Annotated in this window: 22 protein-coding genes; 17 read left to right on the forward strand and 5 right to left on the reverse strand. The window is 69.9% G+C overall.

The annotated features are described in order from the left end of the window. Positions 1 to 1,189, reverse strand: a 1,189-nt coding sequence (locus GBZ26_RS12820; protein ID WP_174439171.1) for an ATP-binding protein, incomplete at its 3' end; no start/stop codon positions are given. 103 nt (positions 1,190 to 1,292) lie between these two features. Further along, positions 1,293 to 2,234: a transglutaminase family protein gene (locus tag GBZ26_RS12825; RefSeq protein ID WP_174439172.1), complete on the reverse strand. Its 942-nt coding sequence runs from the start codon at positions 2,232 to 2,234 to the stop codon at positions 1,293 to 1,295. A gap of 178 nt (positions 2,235 to 2,412) precedes the next feature. On the opposite strand from GBZ26_RS12825, the gene GBZ26_RS12830 reads away from it, so the two are divergent. The 4 genes from GBZ26_RS12830 (at position 2,413) to GBZ26_RS12845 (ending at position 4,720) form a co-directional block, all read left to right on the forward strand. Beyond that, a complete protein-coding gene (locus tag GBZ26_RS12830; RefSeq protein WP_035679968.1) occupies positions 2,413 to 2,847 on the forward strand; it encodes a Fur family transcriptional regulator in 435 nt (144 codons plus the stop codon). A 161-nt stretch (positions 2,848 to 3,008) separates the two neighbouring features. After that, entirely contained in the window at positions 3,009 to 3,251 is a 243-nt protein-coding gene (locus GBZ26_RS12835; RefSeq protein WP_174439170.1) for a hypothetical protein, read from the forward strand. Between the two features lie 241 nt (positions 3,252 to 3,492). Then, positions 3,493 to 4,191 (forward strand): HAD family hydrolase, encoded by a 699-nt coding sequence (locus GBZ26_RS12840; protein WP_174439173.1) that lies wholly within the window; start codon positions 3,493 to 3,495, stop codon positions 4,189 to 4,191. Positions 4,192 to 4,333: 142 nt separating this feature from the next. After that, positions 4,334 to 4,720 (forward strand): response regulator, encoded by a 387-nt coding sequence (locus GBZ26_RS12845; protein WP_174439174.1) that lies wholly within the window; start codon positions 4,334 to 4,336, stop codon positions 4,718 to 4,720. Here GBZ26_RS12845 and GBZ26_RS12850 read toward each other — a convergent pair. Next, on the reverse strand, positions 4,715 to 5,443 hold the full coding sequence (locus GBZ26_RS12850; RefSeq protein ID WP_174439175.1) for an SAM hydrolase/SAM-dependent halogenase family protein: 729 nt from the start codon (positions 5,441 to 5,443) through the stop codon (positions 4,715 to 4,717). The genes GBZ26_RS12845 and GBZ26_RS12850 overlap by 6 nt on opposite strands. A 225-nt stretch (positions 5,444 to 5,668) precedes the next feature. Between GBZ26_RS12850 and GBZ26_RS12855 the strand changes: the two genes are divergently transcribed. The 5 genes from GBZ26_RS12855 to GBZ26_RS12875 are packed head-to-tail and all read left to right on the forward strand — an operon-like array spanning position 5,669 to position 13,090. Next, the gene (locus GBZ26_RS12855; RefSeq protein WP_174439176.1) at positions 5,669 to 6,625 is read left to right on the forward strand and encodes a metal ABC transporter solute-binding protein, Zn/Mn family; all 957 of its coding nucleotides are present in this window, start codon (positions 5,669 to 5,671) and stop codon (positions 6,623 to 6,625) included. 19 nt (positions 6,626 to 6,644) lie between these two features. After that, complete coding sequence (locus GBZ26_RS12860; protein ID WP_246653669.1) at positions 6,645 to 7,463, forward strand: metal ABC transporter ATP-binding protein; 819 nt, start codon at positions 6,645 to 6,647, stop codon at positions 7,461 to 7,463. Then, positions 7,460 to 8,665 carry a metal ABC transporter permease gene (locus GBZ26_RS12865; protein ID WP_174439177.1) on the forward strand — a complete coding sequence of 402 codons (1,206 nt, stop codon included), beginning with the start codon at positions 7,460 to 7,462 and terminating at the stop codon, positions 8,663 to 8,665. The genes GBZ26_RS12860 and GBZ26_RS12865 overlap by 4 nt, the downstream gene beginning before the upstream one ends. Continuing rightward, entirely contained in the window at positions 8,662 to 9,648 is a 987-nt protein-coding gene (locus GBZ26_RS12870; protein WP_174439178.1) for a metal ABC transporter permease, read from the forward strand. The genes GBZ26_RS12865 and GBZ26_RS12870 overlap by 4 nt, the downstream gene beginning before the upstream one ends. Before the next feature lie 31 nt (positions 9,649 to 9,679). Next, positions 9,680 to 13,090 carry a PAS-domain containing protein gene (locus GBZ26_RS12875; protein ID WP_174439179.1) on the forward strand — a complete coding sequence of 1,137 codons (3,411 nt, stop codon included), beginning with the start codon at positions 9,680 to 9,682 and terminating at the stop codon, positions 13,088 to 13,090. A gap of 7 nt (positions 13,091 to 13,097) precedes the next feature. Here the strand turns inward: GBZ26_RS12875 and GBZ26_RS12880 are convergent, their stop codons facing one another. Then, positions 13,098 to 13,307, reverse strand: coding sequence for a cold-shock protein (locus GBZ26_RS12880; protein WP_014238764.1), 210 nt, complete (start codon positions 13,305 to 13,307; stop codon positions 13,098 to 13,100). Positions 13,308 to 13,652: 345 nt separating this feature from the next. Beyond that, positions 13,653 to 15,089, reverse strand: coding sequence for a sigma-54-dependent transcriptional regulator (locus GBZ26_RS12885; protein WP_174439180.1), 1,437 nt, complete (start codon positions 15,087 to 15,089; stop codon positions 13,653 to 13,655). A 296-nt stretch (positions 15,090 to 15,385) separates the two neighbouring features. On the opposite strand from GBZ26_RS12885, the gene coaBC reads away from it, so the two are divergent. The 8 genes from coaBC to GBZ26_RS12925 all read left to right on the forward strand — a co-directional run bounded on the left by coaBC (position 15,386) and on the right by GBZ26_RS12925 (position 21,349). Beyond that, a complete protein-coding gene (coaBC, locus tag GBZ26_RS12890; protein WP_174439181.1) occupies positions 15,386 to 16,642 on the forward strand; it encodes a bifunctional phosphopantothenoylcysteine decarboxylase/phosphopantothenate--cysteine ligase CoaBC in 1,257 nt (418 codons plus the stop codon). Further along, complete coding sequence (gene dut / locus GBZ26_RS12895; protein ID WP_174439182.1) at positions 16,639 to 17,133, forward strand: dUTP diphosphatase; 495 nt, start codon at positions 16,639 to 16,641, stop codon at positions 17,131 to 17,133. Before coaBC ends, dut begins: the two co-directional genes overlap by 4 nt. Continuing rightward, positions 17,133 to 17,588 carry an RrF2 family transcriptional regulator gene (locus tag GBZ26_RS12900; RefSeq protein WP_014238770.1) on the forward strand — a complete coding sequence of 152 codons (456 nt, stop codon included), beginning with the start codon at positions 17,133 to 17,135 and terminating at the stop codon, positions 17,586 to 17,588. The genes dut and GBZ26_RS12900 overlap by 1 nt, the downstream gene beginning before the upstream one ends. A 75-nt stretch (positions 17,589 to 17,663) precedes the next feature. Next, positions 17,664 to 18,623: a cysteine synthase A gene (gene cysK, locus GBZ26_RS12905; protein ID WP_174439183.1), complete on the forward strand. Its 960-nt coding sequence runs from the start codon at positions 17,664 to 17,666 to the stop codon at positions 18,621 to 18,623. 313 nt (positions 18,624 to 18,936) lie between these two features. Continuing rightward, the gene (locus tag GBZ26_RS12910) at positions 18,937 to 19,746 is read left to right on the forward strand and encodes a hypothetical protein (protein ID WP_174439184.1); all 810 of its coding nucleotides are present in this window, start codon (positions 18,937 to 18,939) and stop codon (positions 19,744 to 19,746) included. 74 nt (positions 19,747 to 19,820) lie between these two features. Continuing rightward, positions 19,821 to 20,609: a HesA/MoeB/ThiF family protein gene (locus tag GBZ26_RS12915; protein WP_174439185.1), complete on the forward strand. Its 789-nt coding sequence runs from the start codon at positions 19,821 to 19,823 to the stop codon at positions 20,607 to 20,609. A gap of 24 nt (positions 20,610 to 20,633) precedes the next feature. Then, positions 20,634 to 21,071, forward strand: coding sequence for a DsrE family protein (locus GBZ26_RS12920; protein ID WP_174439186.1), 438 nt, complete (start codon positions 20,634 to 20,636; stop codon positions 21,069 to 21,071). A gap of 5 nt (positions 21,072 to 21,076) precedes the next feature. After that, a complete protein-coding gene (locus GBZ26_RS12925; RefSeq protein WP_174439187.1) occupies positions 21,077 to 21,349 on the forward strand; it encodes a hypothetical protein in 273 nt (90 codons plus the stop codon). The last annotated feature ends 41 nt before the right edge of the window (positions 21,350 to 21,390 follow it).

Below are 21,390 nucleotides of genomic sequence, written 5' to 3' on the forward strand. Positions count from 1 at the left end.
CGCCCACCCGCTCCGCCGGGAAGACCAGCGTCATGGTGGTGCCGCGGTCGGGGGCGGTGTCGATGTCCAGACGGCCCCCGTGCAGTTCCACCAGCCGCTTGGTCAGAGGCAGGCCGAGACCGGTGCCGATGTGGTTGCGGCCCAGCGCGCTGTCGATCTGGCCCCAGGGCTCCAGCGCCTTTTCCAGCTCGTCGGCGGTCATGCCGATGCCGGTGTCGTGCACCGACAGGCACAGCGTCCCGTCCGCCGCCATGCGACCGTTCAGAGTGACCACACCGTCGGGCGGCGTGAACTTCACCGCGTTGGACAGCAGGTTCAGCAGCATCTGCCGCACTTTGCGCTCGTCGGCGCGCAGCGCAGGCAATTTCGGCGGCAGGTCGGTGTCGATGCCGACCCTGGCCCGCCCGGCACGGTCGGACAGCAGGCGGACGCTGCCCACGGCGACGCGCAACACGTCCACTGCGGATTCGGCCAGTTCCAGCCGCCCGGCCTCGGCCTTCGACAGGTCGAGCAGGTCGTTGATCAGGTCCATCAGGTAACGCCCGCTTTCCGCGATGTCGCGCGCGTAGTCGCGGTAGAGCGGGTTGGCGATCGGCCCCAGGACCTCCTGCTCCAGCAGTTCGGCGAAGCCCATCATGGCGTTCAGCGGGGTGCGGATCTCGTGGCTCATGCAGGCGAAGAAGGCGGTCTTGGCCCGGTTGGCGCGCTCCGCGGCACGGAGGGCCTCGTCGAGCTGGCGGGTCCGCTGGATGATCTGCTCGTCCGTCCGCGCCAGCAGGTCCACCCCCGACCCGACGCCGAGGTACCGCCCATCCTCCAGTATGACGAAGCCGGAGGCCAGCGCGCCGGGCTTCTCCTGCATGATCCGCCGCGCGACCTCGCAAAGCGGCAGGTCCGCGTCGACCAGCAGCGGGTCCGGGTTCATCGCCGCCCGTGCCGGAGCCTCCGGATCGGCAACCCCCGCCAGCGCCAGACGGTCCACCAGCCCCAGAACGCGCCCGTCCTCCGCCGTCACGGCGAGTGACGGCAGGGCGGGCTGGGCGTCCAGCCGGCTCCGCACGGCGCGGCAGGGCGCGTCCGGCCCGACGGGCGGCTCACGGACGGCCAGCAGGGCCGCGATCAGGACGGGAGCGGCCTCCGTTTCCGGCGCGCCGCTGGGGGCGGGACTGGTCGGATCGGGATCGAGCACGGGGTGACGCAGCCTCGTCTGTCGGATGGGACGGTCGGTCCGGAACCGAAACGGCTCCGGACCCTCCATTCTGCCAGACGTTCCTTTGCAATTGGTTGCCGTATCAGGCGGCGTCAGCCGCCGGCGCCGGGTTTTGCGGAGCGCCGCCGGCGCCCGCCCCGCCGTTCGCGGTGACCTGCACGTCCACCGTCATCCCGAGGAAATCCGCCGGCGCCCCGGTCCAGGAACCGCCGAGCGGCACCGCCTGCGACGGGTCGCGGGCGACGGCGACGCGGATCAGGTTCTTGCCGCCGATGATGCCGTTGGTCGGGTCGAACTCCACCCAGCCGCAGCCCGGCAAATAGATCTCCACCCAGGCGTGGGTCGCCCCGCCGCCGGTCATCGCCCCCTCCTGCCCATCCCGCGCGGGATCGTAGAGGTAGCCCGACACGAAACGCGCCGCGAAGCCCAGCGAGCGCACCGCCTCCATCATCAGGAGCGCGAAGTCGCGGCAGGAGCCGCTCTTCCACGTCAGGGTGTCGACCGGGCTCTGGGTGCCTTCCAGATCGCGGGCCTGATAGGTGAAGGTGTCCTTGATGGCGCGGGTCATCGACACCAGCATGTCCTGCGTGTCGGGCGGCCCGCCCTCGCCCAGCGTCACGAATTGCCGCGCCCATTCGTCCACCAGATGGTCGGGGTCCGGGTAGTGCCGCTGGGTGGTCAGCGCCAGATCCGGCACCTCCTCCGCGGAATAGCTGAAGGGATAGGAACGCGCGTAGTCCTCGATGGGGAATTCCAACTCGCCCATCGGGTAGTGATCGACCCTGATGTGGCTTTCGAAGCGCAGTTCCGTCGCCGGCTGGTCGAACCTCGCCACCGCGATGGAGTTGCCGAAGACATCGTGGAGCCAGCGGACGGAAGCCGGCGGCGGGCTGATCACCAGACCCGTTTCGATCAACCGCAGGTCGTGGCTGTCGCGGGGCCGGAACATCAGGCGATGGTCGCCGAAGGTCACCGGGTTGGCGTAGCGGTAGGTGGTTGTGTGGTGGATGTCCAGGGTCATCATGGCGCGCGCCCTTTCCGTAAGCCGACACCAAACGTCGGCGTTTGTGAATGGTTCCGAATCACAGTATGGTGCTCGGGCATTCGGGTGGCCGTGCCGGGGAGGGACGGCGGCCAGCGCGTGGCCGGGGCCATCGGAGGCTAACCGCGCGCGCCAATGAGACGACAACAAGGGGACTTCCATGCCTTCGCGCCTCGAACAGCTCTGCATCGAGAAAGGGCTGAAGATGACCGACCAGCGCCGCGTGATCTCGCGCGTGCTGTCGGAGGCCGCCGACCACCCCGACGTGGAGGAGGTTCACCGCCGGGCGTCCACCATCGACCCGCGCATCTCCATCGCCACCGTCTACCGCACGATGCGCCTGTTCGAGGACGCGAACGTCATCGACCGGCTGGACTTCGGCGACGGCCGCGCCCGCTATGAGGAAGCCGGGTCGGAGCACCATCATCACCTGATCGATCTCGAATCCGGAAAGGTGGTGGAGTTCCAAAATGAAGATCTCGAACGGCTGAAGGAAGTCATAGCCCGCGAATTGGGCTATGAACTGCTCGGCCATAGGCTCGAATTGTACGGTGTTCCGTTGCGCCGCCGCACCACCACGTCGGAGGGGGAGTGACGCCCGGGCGTGCCCGTTCCTGAGTCCTTTGGACTCGTCGGGCACCATCCGGACGATAATCCCATCAATTGCGGGTTGCGCCGGGCGCGGGTCTGTCCAGAGGCGGTGCGTGGTCCTAGCTTCAGGAACGCACACGAATCACCGACGGACCAACCGCCGCCATGGACGACACGAACAACGACCCGGTTCTCGCCCGCCTCGACCGGCTGAACGACAGCGTCACCCGCCGTCTGGACAAGCTGGAGGAGCGCCTGCGCATCCTGGAGCAGGACAACGGCGAGATCATCAACCTCCTGATCGCCGTGAAGGCCGGGCTGGAGGAATGCGCCGGAGAAATCGCCGCGGGCGAACTGCTGATCGAGGCGGAGGACGCGGACGATTCCCCCAGCCCGTCGCTGCATTAAGCGAACTTCCGTTCGCTTTGGATTCACATCGCCTCATTCGCCGGCTCTCAGCGGATGCCGATGGCATCCGCCTGCCGCCAGCGGGAACTCCGTTCCCGCGAGAGGCCGGGCTTCGGCCGCATGCGCGGCCGGGACCGCCGTCACGGTCCAAAGCGGATTGCAATCCGCTTTAAGGTGCCCCGGACGGCCTCGCTCAACGCATTTGGCTTGTGACGCGGCGCGTTCCGCCGGATAAGGGCGCATGCAGACCAGCGCCACTCCCGTTTTCGACGCCATCACCTCCGGTCCCTCCACCGGAGGCACCATCACGAATGGCGTCGGTCCCCTGGCCTCCATCGCGCCGGGGGTGGCCTTCTTCGACTTCGACGGGACGCTGATCCACGGCGACAGCCTGCTGATGTTCATCGGCGAGGTCATCGGGCGCAACCGCGCCCGGCTGGCCTTTCTGGACGCCCTGCGCTCCGGTCTGCACCGCCACGCGCGCGGTCGCGGGCCGGGGGTGGATTTTCCGGGCTCGGTCAAGACCATACTGCTGCGCCGGACGCTGCGCGGCCTTCCGGTGGCCGACGCGCTGGCCGCCGCGGAACGGCTGGTCCACCGCATCCGCTGGCACGCCCCGCTGGTCGAAACCCTGAAGATGCACCGGCGCGAGGGGCGCCGCGTGGTCGTCGCCACCGGAGCGCTCGACATCTACATGCCGGCTCTGCTGCGCGGGTTGAACGTCGACGACCTGCTCGCCACGGGGATGGAGGTGGAGGACGGCGCCCTGACCGGACGGCTGTGCACGGGCAACTGCGTCCGGCTGGACAAGCTGGAACGGGTGCGCGGCTGGATCGCCGCCAACGGTCCCTTCGGCGAGACCTGGGGCTACGGCAACCGGCCCAGCGACCTGCCGATGCTGTCCATCGTCGACCGCCCCACCGTCGTCAGGATCCGCTGACGTCAAGATCGGCTGACATCAAGATCGGCTAATTGGGCGGCGCGTGTCGGCCATGGGGATTTGCAACCGGCATCCGCGTGGCGTAGAAAGCCCCTCAGGTTCAAGGCCCGCGAAAGTCAGGGAAGCCCGTGGTGAGACCCCCATGACGACCGGCTTTTCCATCGACGCCGACATCCGCCCGCCCGGCCAGGAAGGCCGCGGCGCCGTCGTCGCCGACGACGATCCCGGTCAGCGCGACGCACTGGCCCGTCATCTCACCGCCCGCGGCTTCATCGTGTCCACGGTGTCCGGCGGCTTCGAGGCGCTGAGCCTCATCGGGGCGGAAGGTCCCGCCGTCGCCCTGCTCCACCGCCGCCGGCCGGAGGACGAAGGAGACCGGGCCGCGGCGCTGGCCTGCATGCTCTACCCGCACACCCGGATCATCCTGACCGCCGGCGCACCGGATGCCCAGCCGGGCAACAGCCCGATCACCGTGCTGGCCCGCCCCGTGGATCTGGCCCAGCTCGACCGCTGCCTGGACGGTCTATAGCACCAGTTCGACCGGCATCCCCACCGCTAGCCCGGCGTCGTGGTCGGCGCGGCCCCGGTTGACGGCGATCTCCGCCAGACCGCTGGAGTTCGCGTACCACAGCGCCTCCCCCACCGGGACGTCGGCGAAGGTCCGGCCCCGGCGCACCGTGCGCCCGCCGGCCCGCAGCACCGCGTTCTCCGGCAGCCGATCGGCGCGCAGGCCGGTCATGGCGTTGCCGTAGACGTCCACATAGACGACCCGCGCCAGATCGTCCGGCCAGTCGGCACGCGCGAGGCCGGCCGGATCGACCGGCTCCAGCGCGACCGGGTTGCCCATGGCGAGGCTGGCCGCCACCGGGGCGAACAGGTCCCGCCCATGGAAGCTGGCCGACAGCCGCTCGGGCCGCCAGCCGATGCTCCAGGCGCGCACCGACTCGGCCCGCCGCCGCACCAGCTCGAACAGGCCGTTGTCCGGCCCGACGAAGCGGCGCCCGTCGGCCTCCACCACCAGCGGGCGGCGGTCGGTCCCGACGCCGGGGTCGACGACACAAAGGAAGACGCTGTCCGCCGGAAATTCCGGAGCGTAGGCGGCCAGCAGATAGGCCGACAGCTGCGGGTCGAAGGCGGGGGCGTCGGCGAACAGGTCGATGACCGGCAGGCCCGGCGCCATCCGCGCCAGAACCGCCTTCATCTGCCCGGTGTAGGGGCCGGACAGCCCGAAATCCGTAAAGAGCACGATCATTCCGCCACTCTAGCGCACTCCGCCCCGTTCGGTAAGACACGGATCGTCACGAGCCGCCTTGCAAGGCCGGAGAGGCGGTTCATATATTCATGGAACGCAAATGCACTCCGCCCCGTTTACTTGGTCCGCCCGCCCTAACCTTGCCGATCTTTGTCGGGACCAATGAATATGAACATATGTTCAAAAACCTTCGCGACGAAGAGCCTGACGAAGTTTACTGCCATCATGGGCTTGGCCGCCGCCCTGCTGCTGCCGGGAGCCGCGATGGCCGAGGGTGAACGCCCCCAAGGCGAGCGCCCGAAGATCGTCGCCACCACCGGCATGGTCGCCGACCTCGTGCGGGCGGTGGCCGGCGACCGGGCGGCGGTGGAGGCGCTGATGGGCGAAGGCGTCGATCCGCACCTGTTCAAGCCCACCCGCTCCGACACGGTGAAGCTGCTGCGGGCCGACGCGGTGTTCATCAGCGGCCTGCATCTGGAAGGCAAGATGACCGCCGCCTTCGACCGGCTGCGCGAGTCCGGCAAGCCGGTGGTGGCGCTGGGCGATGCCGTGCCCAAGGAGCGGCTGCTCAGCCCGCCGGAATTCGAGGGCGCCCACGACCCGCACATCTGGATGGATGTGGGGATCTGGGCGAGCACCCTGCCGTCCATCCGCGACGGTCTGGCCCGGCTCGACCCCGCGGGCGCCGAGACGTACGCCCGCAACGCCGACGCGTACGGGACGGAGCTGGCGCGGCTCGACACGTACGCCCGGCGCATCCTGTCCTCCATTCCCGGCAAGGCCCGCGTGCTGGTCACCGCGCACGACGCCTTCAACTATCTGGGGCGCGCCTACGGGATCGAGGTCCGCGGCATCCAGGGGATCAGCACGGAATCCGAGGCCGGGCTGCGGATCATCGAGGAACTGGCCGCGTTGCTGGCGGACCGCGGCGTGCCGGCGGTCTTCCCGGAAACCAGCGTGTCCGACCGCAACGTCCGCGCCCTGGTCGAAGGGGCGGGGGCGCGCGGCCACCGCGTGACGCTGGGCGGCGCCCTCTTCTCCGACGCCATGGGCGCGCCGGGCAGCTATGAGGGCACCTACATCGGCATGATCGACCACAATGTGACGACCATCGCCCGCGCGCTGGGCGGCGAGGCGCCGGCCGACGGCTTCCAGGGCAAGCTCGCCCTGGCGCAGCGCTGACGCGGAAGAGGAACGGACCATGCAGTATCTCTGGCGCACCCCCGGCAGCCGCACCGCCCCCGAAGAGGCCTCGCCCATCGGGCCGCCGCCCCTGGATATCCGCGGCCTCACCGTCGCCTACCACCGCCGGCCGGTGCTGTGGAACGTCGACTACGCCGCCCCGCCGGGCGGGCTGATCGCCGTGGTCGGGCCGAACGGGGCGGGCAAATCGACCCTGATCAAGGCGTGCCTGGGGCTGGTCCCGAGCGTGTCGGGCACGGTGGAGGTGTTCGGACGCCCGATCGGCAGGCAGCGCCGCCTGATCGGCTACGTGCCGCAGCGGGAAAGCGTGGACTGGGACTTCCCCGTCTCGGCGCTCGACGTGGTGGCGATGGGCCGCTACGGGAAGATCGGCTGGTTCCGCCCGGTCACCCGCGCCCACAAGGAGGCGGCGCTGCACGCGCTGGAGCGGGTGGGCATGGCCGACTTCGCCAAGCGCCAGATCGGCCAGCTGTCCGGCGGCCAGCAGCAGCGCGTCTTCCTGGCCCGCGCGCTGGCGCAGGAGGCGCAGCTCTACTTCATGGACGAGCCCTTCGCCGGGGTGGACGCCGCGACGGAGCGCGCGGTGCTCCAGGTGCTGCGCGACCTCGACGCCGCCGGGCGGACGGTGATCTGCGTCCACCACGACCTCCAGACGGTCAGCGACTATTTCGACCACGCCCTGCTGCTCAACACCCGGGTGGTCGCCCAGGGGCCGGTCGCGCGGGTGATGACGCCCGACCTGCTGTCCCGCACCTACGGCGGGCGGCCGATGCCGGCCCCCGCGGCATTGGGGGCATTGGGGGCGGAAGCGTCATGACCGACTCCCTGTTCGATGAGGCTTTGCGCGTCCTGACCTTCCAGTCCGGCTTCAACAGCGCCGTGGTGGTCGCCGGGACCGCCGCGCTGGGGCTGGCCGGCGGGACGGTCGGCACCTTCCTGCTGCTGCGCCGCCGCGCGCTGGTCAGCGACGCGCTGAGCCACGCCACCCTGCCCGGCATCGCCGTCGCCTTCCTGGTCGGGGCGGCGCTCGGCCTGCCGGAACGCTCGCTGCCGCTGCTGCTGGCCGGGGCGGTGGCCAGCGGGGTGGTCGGGCTGCTGACCGTGCAGGCGCTGTCCCGCTTCACCCGGCTGACCGAGGATTCGGCGATCGGCGCGGTGCTGTCGGTCTTCTTCGGGCTGGGCGTCGTGCTGCTCAGCGTCATCCAGAATCTGGAGCTGGGCGGGCAAGCCGGGCTGAAGACCTTCATCCTGGGCCAGACCGCCGCCATGGCGCAGGGCGAGGCCATCGCCATCGGCCTGCTGGCCGCCGGAGCGGCGCTGGCCGTCGCCCTGCTGTTCAAGGAATTGCGGGTGCTGGCCTTCGACCCCGGCTTCGCCGCCGTGCAGGGCTGGCCGGTGGGGGCGCTCGACCTCGTGCTGATGGGGCTGGCGACGCTGGTGACGGTGATCGGGCTCCAGACGGTGGGACTGATCCTGGTGGTCGCGCTCCTGATCATCCCGCCCGCAGCGGCGCGCTTCTGGACCGACCGGTTGCCCGCCCTGACCGTGGCCGCGGCGGTGATCGGCGCGCTGTCGGGCTGGCTCGGCGCCACCCTGTCGGCCCTGCTGCCCAACCTGCCGGCGGGGGCGGTGATCGTCCTGGTCGCCGGGGGCTTCTTCCTGCTCAGCTTCCTGTTCGCCCCGGCGCGCGGGCTGGTCGCCGCCGCGCTGCGCCAGGGGCGGCTGCGCCTGACCTTCGCGGAACGGCGCGCCCTGACCGACCTGCTGGACGGCCGGCCGGTGGAGGGCGCGACGGCGCTCTGGCTGCGCCTGCGCGGCTACACCCGGGACGGCGCCCTGACCCCCGCCGGGCAGACCGCCGCCCAGGCAGCGGCGCGCGACCGCCGGCTGTGGGAGCGGTTCCTGGCCGACTACCCGGCCCTGCTGCCCGCCCACGCCAACTGGGGCGTCGACCCCATCGACTCGGTCCTGCCCGGCGACATGGTCCGGCTGCTGGAGGAACGGAGCGCCCCGTCATGATGCCCGACGTCCAGGAATTCCTTCAGATCGACGCCCCCGCCCTGCTCGCCGCGGTGCTGGCCTGCGCCGCCTGCGCGCTGGTCGGCAATTTCCTGGTGCTGCGGCGCCAGGGGATGATGGGCGACGCGGTCAGCCACGCCATCCTGCCCGGCATCGTCGGCGGCTTCCTGGTCGCCGGCACGCGGGAGACGCTGCCGATGATGCTCGGCGCGCTGGCCGCCGCGGCGCTGGCCGGCCTGCTGATCGAGGCGGTGCGGCGGCTGGGCCGGCTGGAATCCGGCGCCGCCATGGGCGTCGTCTTCACCGTGATGTTCGCCGCCGGCGTGGTGATGATCGAGCAGGCGTCCGCCGGCGGTGTCGACCTCGACGCCGACTGCGTGCTCTACGGCCAGTTGGAGACCATCCTCTGGCTGGCCCCCAAGGGCTGGGCGTCGCTGGCCGACCCGGCGGTGTGGGCGGCCCTGCCGCGCGAGGTGCTGACGCTGGCCGCGGTCTTCGCGCTCTGCGTCGCCCTGGTCGGGCTGTTCTACAAGGAGCTGAAGATCACCACCTTCGACCCGGCGCTGGCCTCCACGCTGGGCATCCCGGCGGGATTGTTCCATTACGGGGTGGTGCTCCTGGTCGCCGCCACGGCCATCGCCGCCTTCGAGGCGGTGGGCTCCATCCTGGTCATCGCCATGCTGATCGCCCCGCCCGCCGCGGCGCGCCTGCTGACCGACCGGCTGGCCGCGCAGATCCTGCTCAGCGTCGCGCTGGGGGTGCTGGCGGCGCTGGCCGGCTATGGCGCCGCGGCCTTCGGGCCGATGCTGCTCGGGGCCTCCCACTCGCTGAACGCGGCGGGGATGATCGCCGTGGCGTCCGGGCTGATCCTGGCGCTGGCCGTCCTGTTCGGGCCGCGCCACGGCCTGCTGGGCCGGCGCCGCGCCGTCGGCCGGTTGCGCAACTCCCCCGGATTCATTGCTCCGGAGGCGCAAAAGCCGTAACGTTTTCGCCTCGTCCGATGCGGAGCGCCGAATGCCGTTCCACCCCCGCCGGCTGCGCCGTTGGAGCTGGCTCACTCTGGTCGCGCTCCTCCTTCTGATGGCGAGCGCGCTGCACACGCTGCAGCATCTTCTGGAACATGGGACCGACGAACTGATCTGGCCCTTTTTCGGAATCGGGCTGGCCGGCGCGGTGATGGCTTTGGCGGTGCTGCGCGAGCGGGAGGCCACACAGCGCGCCCTGGCGGAGGCCCGCGCCGCCGACAGCCGGGCAGCCGATGCCCACCGCCGCCTGTCCGAAGCCATCGAGGTCGTCAACGAGGGCTTCGCCCTGTTCGACGCCGACGACCGGCTGGTCCAATGCAACGCCCGTTTCCGCGAGATCTACGCCCTGCTGGGGCCTCTGGAGCCCGGCATCACCTTCGAATCGCTGATCCGCCGCGCCGCCGCCACCGGCCATTACCCCGACTGCGGCCCCGGCGACATCGACCGCTGGGTCGAGCGGGAGATGGAGCGGCACCGCAACCCGCAGGGGCCGCAAGTGCTGCGGATCGGCGACGGGCGCTGGTTCAAGATCGAGGAGCGGCGGACCAGCGACGGCGGCTATGTCGGGCTGCGCACCGACATCAGCGAGCTGAAACGGCGCGAGCAGGAACTGGCCCACAAGTCCGACCTGCTGGAGGCCACCTTCAGCGCCATGTCGCAGGGCCTCGTGGTGTGGAGCGCGGACTATCATTTCCTGACCTGCAACCGGCGCCTGCGGGAGATGCTCGACCTGCCGGACGACGCGCTCCATCCCGGCCTGAGCATGCCCGGCTTCCTGCGCTTCATGGCCGAGCGCGGCGAGTTCGGTCCCGGCGATCCGGCGGAGATCGTCGCCCGCCACCTGACCAACCTGCGTCCCGAGGGAGTCAGCCGCATCGAGCGCACGCGCCCCGACGGGCGGGTGCTGGAGATCACCGCCAGCTTCCTGCCCGACCGCTCGGTCCTGATGACCTACACCGACATCACCGACCACCGCCGGGTGGAGCAGGCCCTGCGCGAGAGCGAGGACCGCTTCCGCAAACTGTCGGACGCCGCCATCGACGGCATCCTGGTGCATGAGCAGGGGGTGATCGCCGACGCCAACCGGGCCGCCGCCGCCATCCTGGGCTATGCCCCGGACGAGCTGACGGGGCTGTCCATCACCGCGCTGATGGCGCCGGAGGACCGCGAACTCAATTGGCAGCGCATCCGCGCCCGCGACGAGACGCCCTTCGAAACCGTCTGCCTGCGCCGCAACGGCGAACGGCTGACGGTGCAGGGGGAAACCCGCTACGTTCCCTACCGCGGGCGGACCATGGCGATGGTGTCCTTCCGCGACATCACCGCCCACCGCCGCACCGAGGCGCAGCTCCGCCTCGCCAAGGAGCAGGCGGAGCTGGCGAGCCACGCCAAGTCGGAGTTCCTGCGCACCATCAGCCACGAGATCCGCACCCCGATGAACGGCGTTCTGGGCATGCTGGGGCTGCTGCTGGACGGCCCGCTGGGCGAGGAGCAGCGCGCCTACGCCCGTACCGCCCGCGAGTCGGCGGAGGCGCTGCTGTCCATGCTCAACGACGTCCTGGACATCTCCAAGATGGAGGCCGGAAAGCTGACCCTGGAGTCGGGCCGCTTCTCTCCCGCCGAGGTGGTGGAGAGCGTCGCCGAACTGCAGGCCGCCCGCGCCTTCGCCAAGGGGATCGAACTGGCCGTCTGCGTCCCCGGCGGCCTGCCGACGGCGCTGCGCGGCGACTCGGGGCGGGTAAGGCAGGTCCTGCTGAACCTCGTCGGCAACGCCGTGAAATTCACCGACCGCGGCGGCGTCGCCGTCACCCTCTCGGCCGTGGGGTCGGACCAGGACGGCGCCGGCCAAGCGCCATGCCTGCGCTTCGAGGTGACCGACACCGGCATCGGCATTCCGCAGGACGCGTGGGCTGACCTTTTCACCGAATTCTCGCAGGTGCATCCCCGCCTGTCGCGGCGCCACGACGGCGCCGGGCTGGGGCTGGCGATCTCCAAGCGGCTGGTGGAAATGATGGGGGGAAGCATCGGTTTCGACAGCGCCGCCGGCCAGGGCAGCCGCTTCTGGTTCACACTGCCACTGGAGTCCGGGCCGCTGGAGTCCGGGCCCCTGGAGTCCGGGCCCCTGGAACCTGGGAGGACGCGGGCGGACGGCGCGGTTCCGCCGCTGGCCGGGCAGACGGTCCTGCTTCTGGAATCCAATCCCGTCGCCCGGCGGGCGCTGGCTGAACAGTTCCACTCCTGGGGGGCGACCGTGAGTGCGCCGGACGTGACGGCGATGGTGGCCGGGCTGGACGCCGGCACCCTGCCCGCCGCCGGCATCGCGGTGATCGGCAGCGTGGAAACCCCGGTCGCCGGGTCCCTGCCCGACCGGCTGCGCGCGCGGGGCGTGGGGCGGATCGTCCGTCTCCTGTTGCCGCACCGGAGCGTGGGCGGGGACGGCAACGGCGCCGACGCCACGGTGACGAAGCCGGCCCGCCCTTCCCGTCTGCTCGCTGCCGTGACCGGGCGGAGCGTGACGGAGGCACCGCCCGCAGCGCCGCCGTCTCCGCAAAGCCCGGTCGCCCCGTCCGCGGCTGGGACGGGCCCACGGATTCTCCTCGTCGAGGACAGCCCGACCAACCAGATGGTCGCCGCCCTGCTGCTGCGCGGCGCCGGCTATCAGGTCGACATCGCCAACAACGGGCGGGAAGCGCTGGAGGCGATGGAGGCCGCGGCGCCCGGTCCGTCGCTCTACGGCCTGGTCCTGATGGACCTCGCCATGCCGGAGATGGACGGGCTGACCGCCACCCGCCGGCTGCGCGCCCTGCCGCCGCCGGCCGGCACCGTCCCGATCATCGCCATGACCGCCGACGCCATGGACAGCGACCGCGAACGCTGTCTGGCCGCCGGGATGAACGGGCATGTCGCCAAGCCCGTCGACCGCCTGCATCTGCTGGAAACCGTGGCCCGCTGGCTGGACGCCACCCCGGCGGAAAGCGCCGCGCCCACCGCTCCGCCGGACGCTCCCGCTCCGGCCCCGGCGGGCGTCGTGGATGCGGGCGTGCTGGACATGGAGGTGCTGCAGCAGCTCGCCCGGGATCTCGACGCGGAGCTTCTGGCCGACGTCATCCGCCAGTTCGTGGAGGAAACGCTGGAGCGGGCCGAGAGGATCGCCCGCGGCGGGGCGGAAGCGGCGGGGAAAGGCCCGGCCGATCTCTCCGGGTTGGCAAAGGAGGCCCACACGCTGAAGAGCACCGCGGGGACCTTCGGCGCCCGCCACCTGTCGGCGGCGGCCCGGGCGCTGGAGTTGGCCTGCCGTAGCAACGCGGTGGGCGAGGTGACGTCGCTGTGCCGCGACATCCCCCGCCTCACCCGGGAAGCCGTGGAGGCGTACCGGCTCCGCGGCTATGTCACGTCATGACGTCGCTTCACTCCATGACGCTGATGTTGACCGCTGCGTCCTTGCCGTTGTTGCCGCGCGCGACCTCGAACTCGACGCGCTGGCCCTCGGACAGGGCGTGAAGACCCGACTTCTGTACGGCCGTGATGTGCACGAACACATCCTTGGCGCCGGCCTCCGGCGCGATGAAGCCATATCCCTTGGTGGTGTTGAACCATTTGACGGTGCCGGTGGTCATAAGGTGAACTCCTGCTCCTCGGTCGGGGGCCCGCCGCCGGTCCGCGCCACGGGGCGCAAGGGGGCGACGATGGACGGTGCGGCGGTCATGTGCGGCGATCCGGTGTGGCGCCACGCGGAAGCGCAAGCAAAGCAACGCGAGGGGAGGCTAGCCGGATGGCACCGGAACCGGCAAGGCGGCTTCACGGCATATGCCCAATGTGGCCGGACCGGTCATTTGGAAATAAGCCGATGGCGGCAGGCCCCGACACGGCAAGACTTTCGATGGTCTTTCGTGAATTGAACGCACACGAAGCCTATGCTTCGGCAGGACCAGTGGCGCGGAGCCGGGAACAGGGGATGGGACTCAGAGTTTTCCTTCGGCCTGCCAGGCGAGGCGCTTGCGGTAGATGGTCGAGGCGCTGATTTCCAGCAGGGCGGCGGCGCGGGGAATGTTGCCGTCGCAGGCGGCGATGGCCTCCTCGATGGCGTCGCGCTCCACCTCCCACAGCGGTTTCACCGTCTTGGGGGATGGCGCGTGGGCCACGGACCCATGGCCGGCGGCATGCCCGCCGCCATGGCCGTTTCCGCCGCCGTTGGCGGGAAGCGGCGCGGCGGCCCCCGCCGGGGTGCCGAGCGGGGCCGGCAGCATGGCCGGCGTCACGGTGTCGCCATCGTGCAGAACCACGATGTTGCGCACCACGTTCTGCACCTGCCGCACGTTGCCCGGCCAGTGGTAGGTGCGCAGCGCCTGCTCGGCCGCCGGGGAGAAGCGGACGAAGCCCTTGCCCTCCTCCCGCGCGTAATCGGTCAGGAACTGGCGGCAGATCTCCAGCACATCGTCCTCGCGCTCGCGCAGCGGCGGCAGGTGGATGGGGATGACGTGCAGCCGGTAATAGAGATCCTCGCGGAAACGCCCCTCCTCCACCTCGCGCAGGGGGTCGCGGTTGGTCGCGCAGATGATGCGCAGATCGACCTTCTCCAGCCGGCTGCCGCCGACCGGGGTGAAGGTACCGGTCTGGATGAAGCGCAGCAGCTTGGTCTGAAGATCGGGCGCCAGCTCGCAGATCTCGTCGAGGAACAGGGTGCCGCCATTGGCCCGCGCCGCAGCGCCCTCGCGATCGGCCACCGCCCCGGTGAAGGAGCCCTTCATGTGGCCGAAGATCTCGCTCTCCATCAGGTCCTTGGGGATGGCCCCGCAGTTGATGGCGATGAAGGGCCGGTCGGCCCGCGGGCTCTGCCGGTGGATGGCCTCGGCGCAGACCTCCTTGCCTGTGCCCGATTCGCCGGTGACGAAGACCGTCGCGCGGGAGGAGGCGGCGCTGTCGATGATCCGGTAGACCGCCTGCATCGCCAGCGAGGAGCCGAGGAAACCGTGGTAGCGGCTGCGCCCCAGGTCCTTCTCGAAGCTGTCGACGAGCTGGGCGAGGCGCAGCCGCTCCATGGCGTTGCGCACGGTGACGGTCAGCCGCTCCGCCGAGAAGGGCTTCACCAGGAAATCATAGGCGCCGTAGCGCATCGCCTCCACCGCCACCCCGACCGACCCGTGGGCGGTGATGATGATGACCGCGCAGGGCAGCGCCTGGGCGCTGATCCGCTTCAGCACGTCCATCCCGTGCATGTCGGGAAGCTGAAGGTCCAGCAGAACGATCCGCGGCACACCGTCGGCAAGCTGCTCCAGCGCCGCGGCCCCCGTCTCCACTGTGGTGACGGCGCTGCAATCCTTCTTCAGGAACTCCGCATAGACGCGGGCCAGCGACGGCGTGTCTTCGACAAGTAGGATTGGCGTGGATCGCGGGGGCATGGACCGTTTGAATTCAAAGGAAAAATGCGGAAAAGACCATCGGATTGCCCTGGTTATCAGCAAATCCTTAAAAATGCACTCTACGCGATGTTGGGCCGGGGACGAAAGACCTGGCATACGACCGCGCAACGAAAGATCACGTCCGCGGTTTCACACCCTCGTCATGGATGTGCATTTCACACCAGATTCGCTGTGAGGATCAGCGAAGGACGCTTGTACCGGGCGCCGTGATGGAATATCTGAATTCTACAGAATTCATCGCCCACAAAATCCATAGCAAGGAGCGGCGGATCCCCGTGGCCGAAACATCCGTGCTGTCCGGCAAGCGCATCCTGCTCGTCATCGCGGGCGGCATCGCGGCTTACAAGAGCCTGGAACTGATCCGCCGCCTGAAGGAGCGGGGCGTGCGCGTGCGTGCGGTCCTGACCCGGGCGGGGGCGGAATTCGTCACGCCGCTGTCCGTGCAGGCGCTCACGGAAGACACCGTCTACCAGGATCTGTGGTCCCTGACCGATGAATCGGAAATGGGGCATATCCAGCTCTCGCGCGACGCCGACCTGCTGGTCGTCGCCCCGGCCACCGCCAACCTGCTGGCCCGCATGGCCGCCGGCATGGCCGACGATCTGGCCGCCACCGTGCTGCTGGCCACCGACAAGCCGGTGCTCGTCGCCCCGGCGATGAACGTCCGCATGTGGGAGCATCCGGCGACCCGCGACAATCTGGCGCTTCTGGAAAAGCGCGGCGTGCGCCGGATCGGCCCGAACAAGGGCGAGATGGCCTGCGGCGAGTACGGATTCGGGCGTATGGCCGAACCGATGGAGATCGTCCAGGCCATCGCCGCCCATTTCGAGGATCTGGACGCCCCCAGGCCGCTGGCCGGCAAGCGCGCCCTGGTCACCAGCGGCCCGACGGTGGAGCCCATCGACCCGGTGCGCTACATCGCCAACCGCTCCTCCGGCAAGCAGGGCCACGCCATCGCCGAGGCGCTGCGGCGGCTGGGCGCCGACGTGACGCTGGTCACCGGCCCGACCAGCCTGCCCGACCCGCCCGGCTGCACCGTGCGCCCCATCGAGACGGCGCGGGAGATGCTGGCGGCCTGCGAATCGGCCCTGCCCGCGGACATCGCTGTCTGCGCCGCCGCCGTCGCCGACTGGCGCGTGGCCGGCGAGTCGGACCGCAAGCTGAAGAAGGACGGCAGCGGCCCGCCGAGCCTTGCCCTGACCGAGAACCCCGACATTCTGGCGACCCTGTCCCAGCCGGGGCCGCGCCGCCCGGCGCTGGTCGTCGGCTTCGCCGCGGAGACCGGCAACGTGGTGGACTACGCGACCGCCAAGCGCGCGCGCAAGGGCTGCGACTGGATCGTCGCCAACGATGTGTCGCCGGGCACCACCACCTTCGGCGGGGCCGACAACACCGTCCATCTGATCCGCGCCGAAGGCGCGGAGGAGTGGCCCACCATGGGCAAGGACGCCGTGGCCGCCCGCCTGGCCGAGGCCATCGCCCGGCACTTCAATCCGCCCTCAAACCCCACCCCCCAGGAGACCATTCCGTGAGCGCAACGGCACCCGCCATTCCCGTTCCCATCGTCCGGCTCGCCCACGCCGCGGGGCTGGACCTGCCGGCCTACGCGACGGAACACGCGGCGGGCATGGACCTGCTGGCCGCGGTGGCGGAGCCGGTCGTCCTGGAGCCGGGCCGCCGTGCGCTGATTCCCACCGGCGTCGCCTTCGCCCTGCCCGACGGGTACGAGGCCCAGGTGCGCCCGCGCTCCGGCCTGGCGCTGAAGCACGGGGTCACGGTGCTGAACAGCCCCGGCACCATCGACGCCGATTACCGCGGCGAGGTCGGGGTGATCCTGATCAACCACGGCGACCAGCCCTTCACGGTGGAGCGCGGGCAGCGCGTCGCCCAGCTCGTGATCGCCCGCTACGAGCGCGCCGCCTGGGCCGAGTCGGCCGCGCTGCCCGACAGCGCCCGCGGCAACGGGGGCTTCGGCTCCACCGGCCAGTTCGCCCCGCCCTCCCCTGCCCAGGAGGCGCGCTGATGCTCCGCATCTCGAAGAAGCTGATGTTCGCGATCGAGGCGGTGCTCGACATCGCCTACAACGCCGGCACCGAACCCGTGCAGTCCGGCGAGATCACCCGCCGCCAGGGCATTCCCAAGCGCTATCTCGAGCAGGTTCTCCAGCAGCTCGTCCGCGACGGCGTCCTGGCCGGCGTGCGCGGGCCGCGCGGCGGCTACCGGCTGGCCCGCGAGCGCCGGCGGATCACGCTGGGCGAGATCGTGAAGGTCGTCCGCTCCATGGAAACCGCGACCGACCCCATCGAGGAACCGGCCGGCTCCATCCTGGGGCACAAGGTGGTGCGCCCGCTGTGGAACGAGCTTCAGGAGGAATGCATGAAGAAGCTCGACGACATCACCATCGAGGATCTCTGCCTGCGCGCCCGCACCGCCGGCGTCGAGAGCGAGACCGAAGACCGCATCGATTTTACGATTTGATCCCACCCGGAAAACGGTTAAATTCTACACATGCTGTAGAAAGTGGGATAATACCACACACCGGAGGAGTGAAAAATGCCGGGTTCCGAGTTTCGCGGTAAGATCTACGACAGCATTCTCGACACCGTCGGCGCCACGCCGCTGGTGCGAGTCAACCGGCTGGCCGAGGAGGCCGGAGCCAAGGCCCAGATCGTCGGCAAGCTGGAGTTCTTCAACCCGCTGGCCAGCGTGAAGGACCGCATCGGCTTCGCCATGATCGACGCGGCGGAGCGCGCCGGCACCATCGAGCCGGGCCGCACCACCCTGGTCGAGCCGACGTCGGGCAACACCGGCATCGCGCTGGCCTTCGTCGCCGCCGCCAAGGGCTACCGCCTGATCCTGACCATGCCGGAAAGCATGTCGGTCGAGCGCCGCAAGATGCTGAAGCTGCTGGGCGCCGAGCTGGTGCTGACCCCGGCGGCGGAGGGCATGAAGGGCGCCATCCGCCGGGCCGACGAGATCGTCGCCACCGATCCGAACGCCTACATGCTCCAGCAGTTCAAGAACGCCGCCAACCCGGAGATCCACCGCAACACGACGGCGGAGGAAATCTGGAAGGACACCGACGGCAAGGCCGATTTCCTGATTTCCGGCGTCGGCACCGGCGGCACGCTGACCGGCGTGTCGGAGGTTCTGAAGGCCCGCAAGCCGGGCTTCCGCACCATCGCGGTGGAACCGGAGGACAGCCCCGTCCTGTCCGGCGGCATGCCCGGCCCGCACAAGATCCAGGGCATCGGCGCCGGTTTCGTGCCGGACGTCCTGAACAAGGACCTGATCGACGAGGTCGTCCGCATCTCCAACCAGCGCGCCTTCGAGACGGCCCGCAAGGTGGCGAAGCTGGAAGGCATCCCGGTGGGCATCTCCTCGGGTGCCGCGCTGGCCGCGGCGCTGGAGATCGGCTCCCGCCCGGAGAACGAGGGCAAGCTGATCGTCGTGATCCTGCCGTCCTTCGCCGAGCGCTATCTCTCCACCGCCCTGTTCGAAGGGCTGGAGTGACATCGGCATCCCCCTCCCATGCCCGCTCACAGGCGTGGGAGGGGGGGGGTTCCCGTGCGTTTTCCTGCGCAACCGGGCGGCGAATATTGCGCCGTCGCGCATCCTGATGTAGAGTGGGAAACGTCCGGTCTTTTCGCCCGTCACCGGCATCGGGTGGCGCTTTGACAAAAAGATTGGATTTTAGTAATTTAGCCTGTCTGCGCCGGGAGTTTCGGCCGGCGCGGCTCCGCCGTTTCCGGCGCCGGCCCGCATCGCGGCATGGCCGCCCGACGATGCGGAGCTGACGGCACAGGACCAGCGGGGGGAGGCCACCATGGGCGTCGCGATTCCGAATGCCTCGACGAGGAGCTGGTTCCAGTTCATCGGCATCACCGACGAATTGGACTCCAACCTCGCGTCCACCGACTACCGCAAGTTCACGGTGTCGAAAAACGGCGAATTCAATTTCAAAATCGCCGACATCAACACCAACGTCAAGATCGTCGACCAGAACAACAAGGTCGTCGCCGAGGTTAAGGCGAAGAACGAGGCGGCGGAGGTCAGCGCCAAGCTCGGTCCCGGCACCTACACGGCGGTCATTTCCCAGGCCGTGCGCGGCGTGAACAACCGCGAATACACGCTGGACATCACCGAACGACAGAACATCATGATGGTGGGGTCGGGCGCCCAGATGAAGGGCACCGCCCGCCCCGTCCTCGGCAAGGATCCCGGCGTCCAGAAGCACACGCTGACCGTCGCCCAGGGCGGCGAGTTCGTCGCCAACATGTCCCTTCCCTTGGCGCGCTGGGCCCTCATGAGCAAGGAGGGCAAGGTCGTGGCCTCCGGCGACACGATGAAACCGGAGCAGTCGGGCCAGGACATGCTGAAGAAGTCCAGCTTCAAGATCGAACCCGGCCAGTACGAGCTGGTGATCATCCCGCCGAAGGATGTGCCCGGTGAAACCCCCTATCAGCTCAACTTCGTCCAGAAGGTCGCCAAGTCGCCCGACGAAGCGGTGGAGCGGCCGTTCGACAAGATCATGCGGGAGCGCGAGGCCCGTCTGAAGCAGTGGGCGGCGGAGGATGCGACCAAGTCGACCGGCAAGGCGAAAACCACCCCCTACAAGATGAGCCTGCTCGCCTGACGCCGCCGCCCGTGGCGGGAGCCTGAGCGAGGGGGCTTGCGCGGCATGGGGCGTTCCGCGCTATTCTGCGGATCATGGATTTCACCGATACCCAGCTTCACCGCTATTCCCGCCACATCATCCTGCCGGAGGTCGGCGGCGTCGGGCAGGAGGCGCTGCTGCGCGCCCGCGTCCTGGTCGTCGGGGCCGGCGGGCTGGGCGCACCGCTCCTGCTCTACCTCGCCGCGGCGGGTGTGGGCACCATCGGCGTCATCGACGACGACACGGTGGACCTGTCCAACCTGCAGCGGCAGGTGATCCACGACGAATCGTCGCTCGGCGTTCCGAAGGTGGAGAGCGCCGCCGCCCGCATCCGCGCGCTGAACCCCGACGTGGCGGTGGAGGTGCACAAGGCGCGGCTGACGAAGGACAACGCGCTGGACCTGATCGGGCGCTACGACATCGTGGCCGACGGGTCGGACAATTTCGCCACGCGCTTCCTGCTCAACGACGCCTGCTACTTCGCGAAGAAAACGCTGGTGTCGGCGGCGATCCTGCGCTTCGACGGACAGGTGTCCACCTTCAAGGCGCATCTCGGCGACCCGCACCCCTGCTACCGCTGCCTGTTCCCGGAACCGCCGCCGCGCGGTCTGGTGCCGTCCTGCTCCGAGGGCGGCGTGCTGGGAGCGCTGGGCGGCTTCGTCGGTTCGCTCCAGACGACCGAGGTGCTGAAGGAGATCATGGGCATCGGCGAAGGCCTGTCGGGCAGCCTGATGATGCTGGACACCCTGCACGCCTCGTTCCAGCGCATCACCGTGCGCCGCGACCCGGACTGCCCGCTGTGCGGCGCCCACCCGACCATCCACGACCTGTCCGCCCACTGAGCGGCGGCTGAGAGGCTCCCACCCATGGAAGGTCCCGAAAACCTGTCCATCGTCCTGTTCGCGGGCGGCTTCGACCGGGTTCACTACGCCCTGGTGACGGCCAGCGCGGCGGCGGCGACCAACCGCAAGGTCACGCTGTTCTTCACCGGCCGCGCGCTGAACACACTGCTGGCCGAAGACGCCGACGGCGCGCCGGGCTGGCACCGGCTGGACCCCGCCGACGACGGCAGTTCACCGGCGGAGCGCGACGCCTTCTTCACCGCCAACGGGCTGGCCGGTTTCGAGGAATTGCTGGAGGCCTGCGTGATGCTGAAGGTCACGGTCATGGCCTGCGAGATGGGGCTGCGCGCGCTCGGCCTGCCTGCCGGCGTTCCGCTGCGCCCCGACGTGCCGGTGAAGACCGGCGGAGTCGTCACCTTCCTGAACGACGCGCCGAAGACCGGCGCGATCCTGTTCGTGTGAGCGCGATGACCGACGACCACAGCCCGGTGGACCACAGCCTGGTGATCGAACACGCGAACCGCTTCGAGGCGATTGCCGCGGAGGGCTTCGAGGGCCGGCCCTACCGGGACGCGCTGGCCCATCTGGCGCAGCATGTGACGGCGCATCCCGATCTCGCCCCGCGGGTGGCGCATGCCCTGCGCATGATGATCGGCTTCATCGAGGACAGCGACCCGGCGAAACGCTTCGGCCCGAAGGTGGCGATACTGCGGGAGGCGGTGGAGCTGCTGGAAGGGTAGCGTTCGCATCGCACACGGAGCCCCCACCCTTCCCACGCGCC

Source organism: Azospirillum formosense, from assembly GCF_013340925.1.
Taxonomy (GTDB): Bacteria; Pseudomonadota; Alphaproteobacteria; order Azospirillales; family Azospirillaceae; genus Azospirillum; species Azospirillum formosense.

Excerpts from the sequence above, each read along its gene's own strand:
- GBZ26_RS12825 (WP_174439172.1), bottom strand. The coding sequence starts at position 2,234 with ATGATGACCCTGGACATCCACCACACAACCACCTACCGCTACGCCAAC.
- GBZ26_RS12830 (WP_035679968.1), top strand. The coding sequence starts at position 2,413 with ATGCCTTCGCGCCTCGAACAGCTCTGCATCGAGAAAGGGCTGAAGATG.
- GBZ26_RS12835 (WP_174439170.1), top strand. The coding sequence starts at position 3,009 with ATGGACGACACGAACAACGACCCGGTTCTCGCCCGCCTCGACCGGCTG.
- GBZ26_RS12840 (WP_174439173.1), top strand. The coding sequence starts at position 3,493 with ATGCAGACCAGCGCCACTCCCGTTTTCGACGCCATCACCTCCGGTCCC.
- GBZ26_RS12845 (WP_174439174.1), top strand. The coding sequence starts at position 4,334 with ATGACGACCGGCTTTTCCATCGACGCCGACATCCGCCCGCCCGGCCAG.
- GBZ26_RS12850 (WP_174439175.1), bottom strand. The coding sequence starts at position 5,443 with ATGATCGTGCTCTTTACGGATTTCGGGCTGTCCGGCCCCTACACCGGG.
- GBZ26_RS12855 (WP_174439176.1), top strand. The coding sequence starts at position 5,669 with ATGGGCTTGGCCGCCGCCCTGCTGCTGCCGGGAGCCGCGATGGCCGAG.
- GBZ26_RS12860 (WP_246653669.1), top strand. The coding sequence starts at position 6,645 with ATGCAGTATCTCTGGCGCACCCCCGGCAGCCGCACCGCCCCCGAAGAG.
- GBZ26_RS12865 (WP_174439177.1), top strand. The coding sequence starts at position 7,460 with ATGACCGACTCCCTGTTCGATGAGGCTTTGCGCGTCCTGACCTTCCAG.
- GBZ26_RS12870 (WP_174439178.1), top strand. The coding sequence starts at position 8,662 with ATGATGCCCGACGTCCAGGAATTCCTTCAGATCGACGCCCCCGCCCTG.
- GBZ26_RS12875 (WP_174439179.1), top strand. The coding sequence starts at position 9,680 with ATGCCGTTCCACCCCCGCCGGCTGCGCCGTTGGAGCTGGCTCACTCTG.
- GBZ26_RS12880 (WP_014238764.1), bottom strand. The coding sequence starts at position 13,307 with ATGACCACCGGCACCGTCAAATGGTTCAACACCACCAAGGGATATGGC.
- GBZ26_RS12885 (WP_174439180.1), bottom strand. The coding sequence starts at position 15,089 with ATGCCCCCGCGATCCACGCCAATCCTACTTGTCGAAGACACGCCGTCG.
- GBZ26_RS12900 (WP_014238770.1), top strand. The coding sequence starts at position 17,133 with ATGCTCCGCATCTCGAAGAAGCTGATGTTCGCGATCGAGGCGGTGCTC.
- cysK (WP_174439183.1), top strand. The coding sequence starts at position 17,664 with ATGCCGGGTTCCGAGTTTCGCGGTAAGATCTACGACAGCATTCTCGAC.
- GBZ26_RS12910 (WP_174439184.1), top strand. The coding sequence starts at position 18,937 with ATGGGCGTCGCGATTCCGAATGCCTCGACGAGGAGCTGGTTCCAGTTC.
- GBZ26_RS12915 (WP_174439185.1), top strand. The coding sequence starts at position 19,821 with ATGGATTTCACCGATACCCAGCTTCACCGCTATTCCCGCCACATCATC.
- GBZ26_RS12920 (WP_174439186.1), top strand. The coding sequence starts at position 20,634 with ATGGAAGGTCCCGAAAACCTGTCCATCGTCCTGTTCGCGGGCGGCTTC.
- GBZ26_RS12925 (WP_174439187.1), top strand. The coding sequence starts at position 21,077 with ATGACCGACGACCACAGCCCGGTGGACCACAGCCTGGTGATCGAACAC.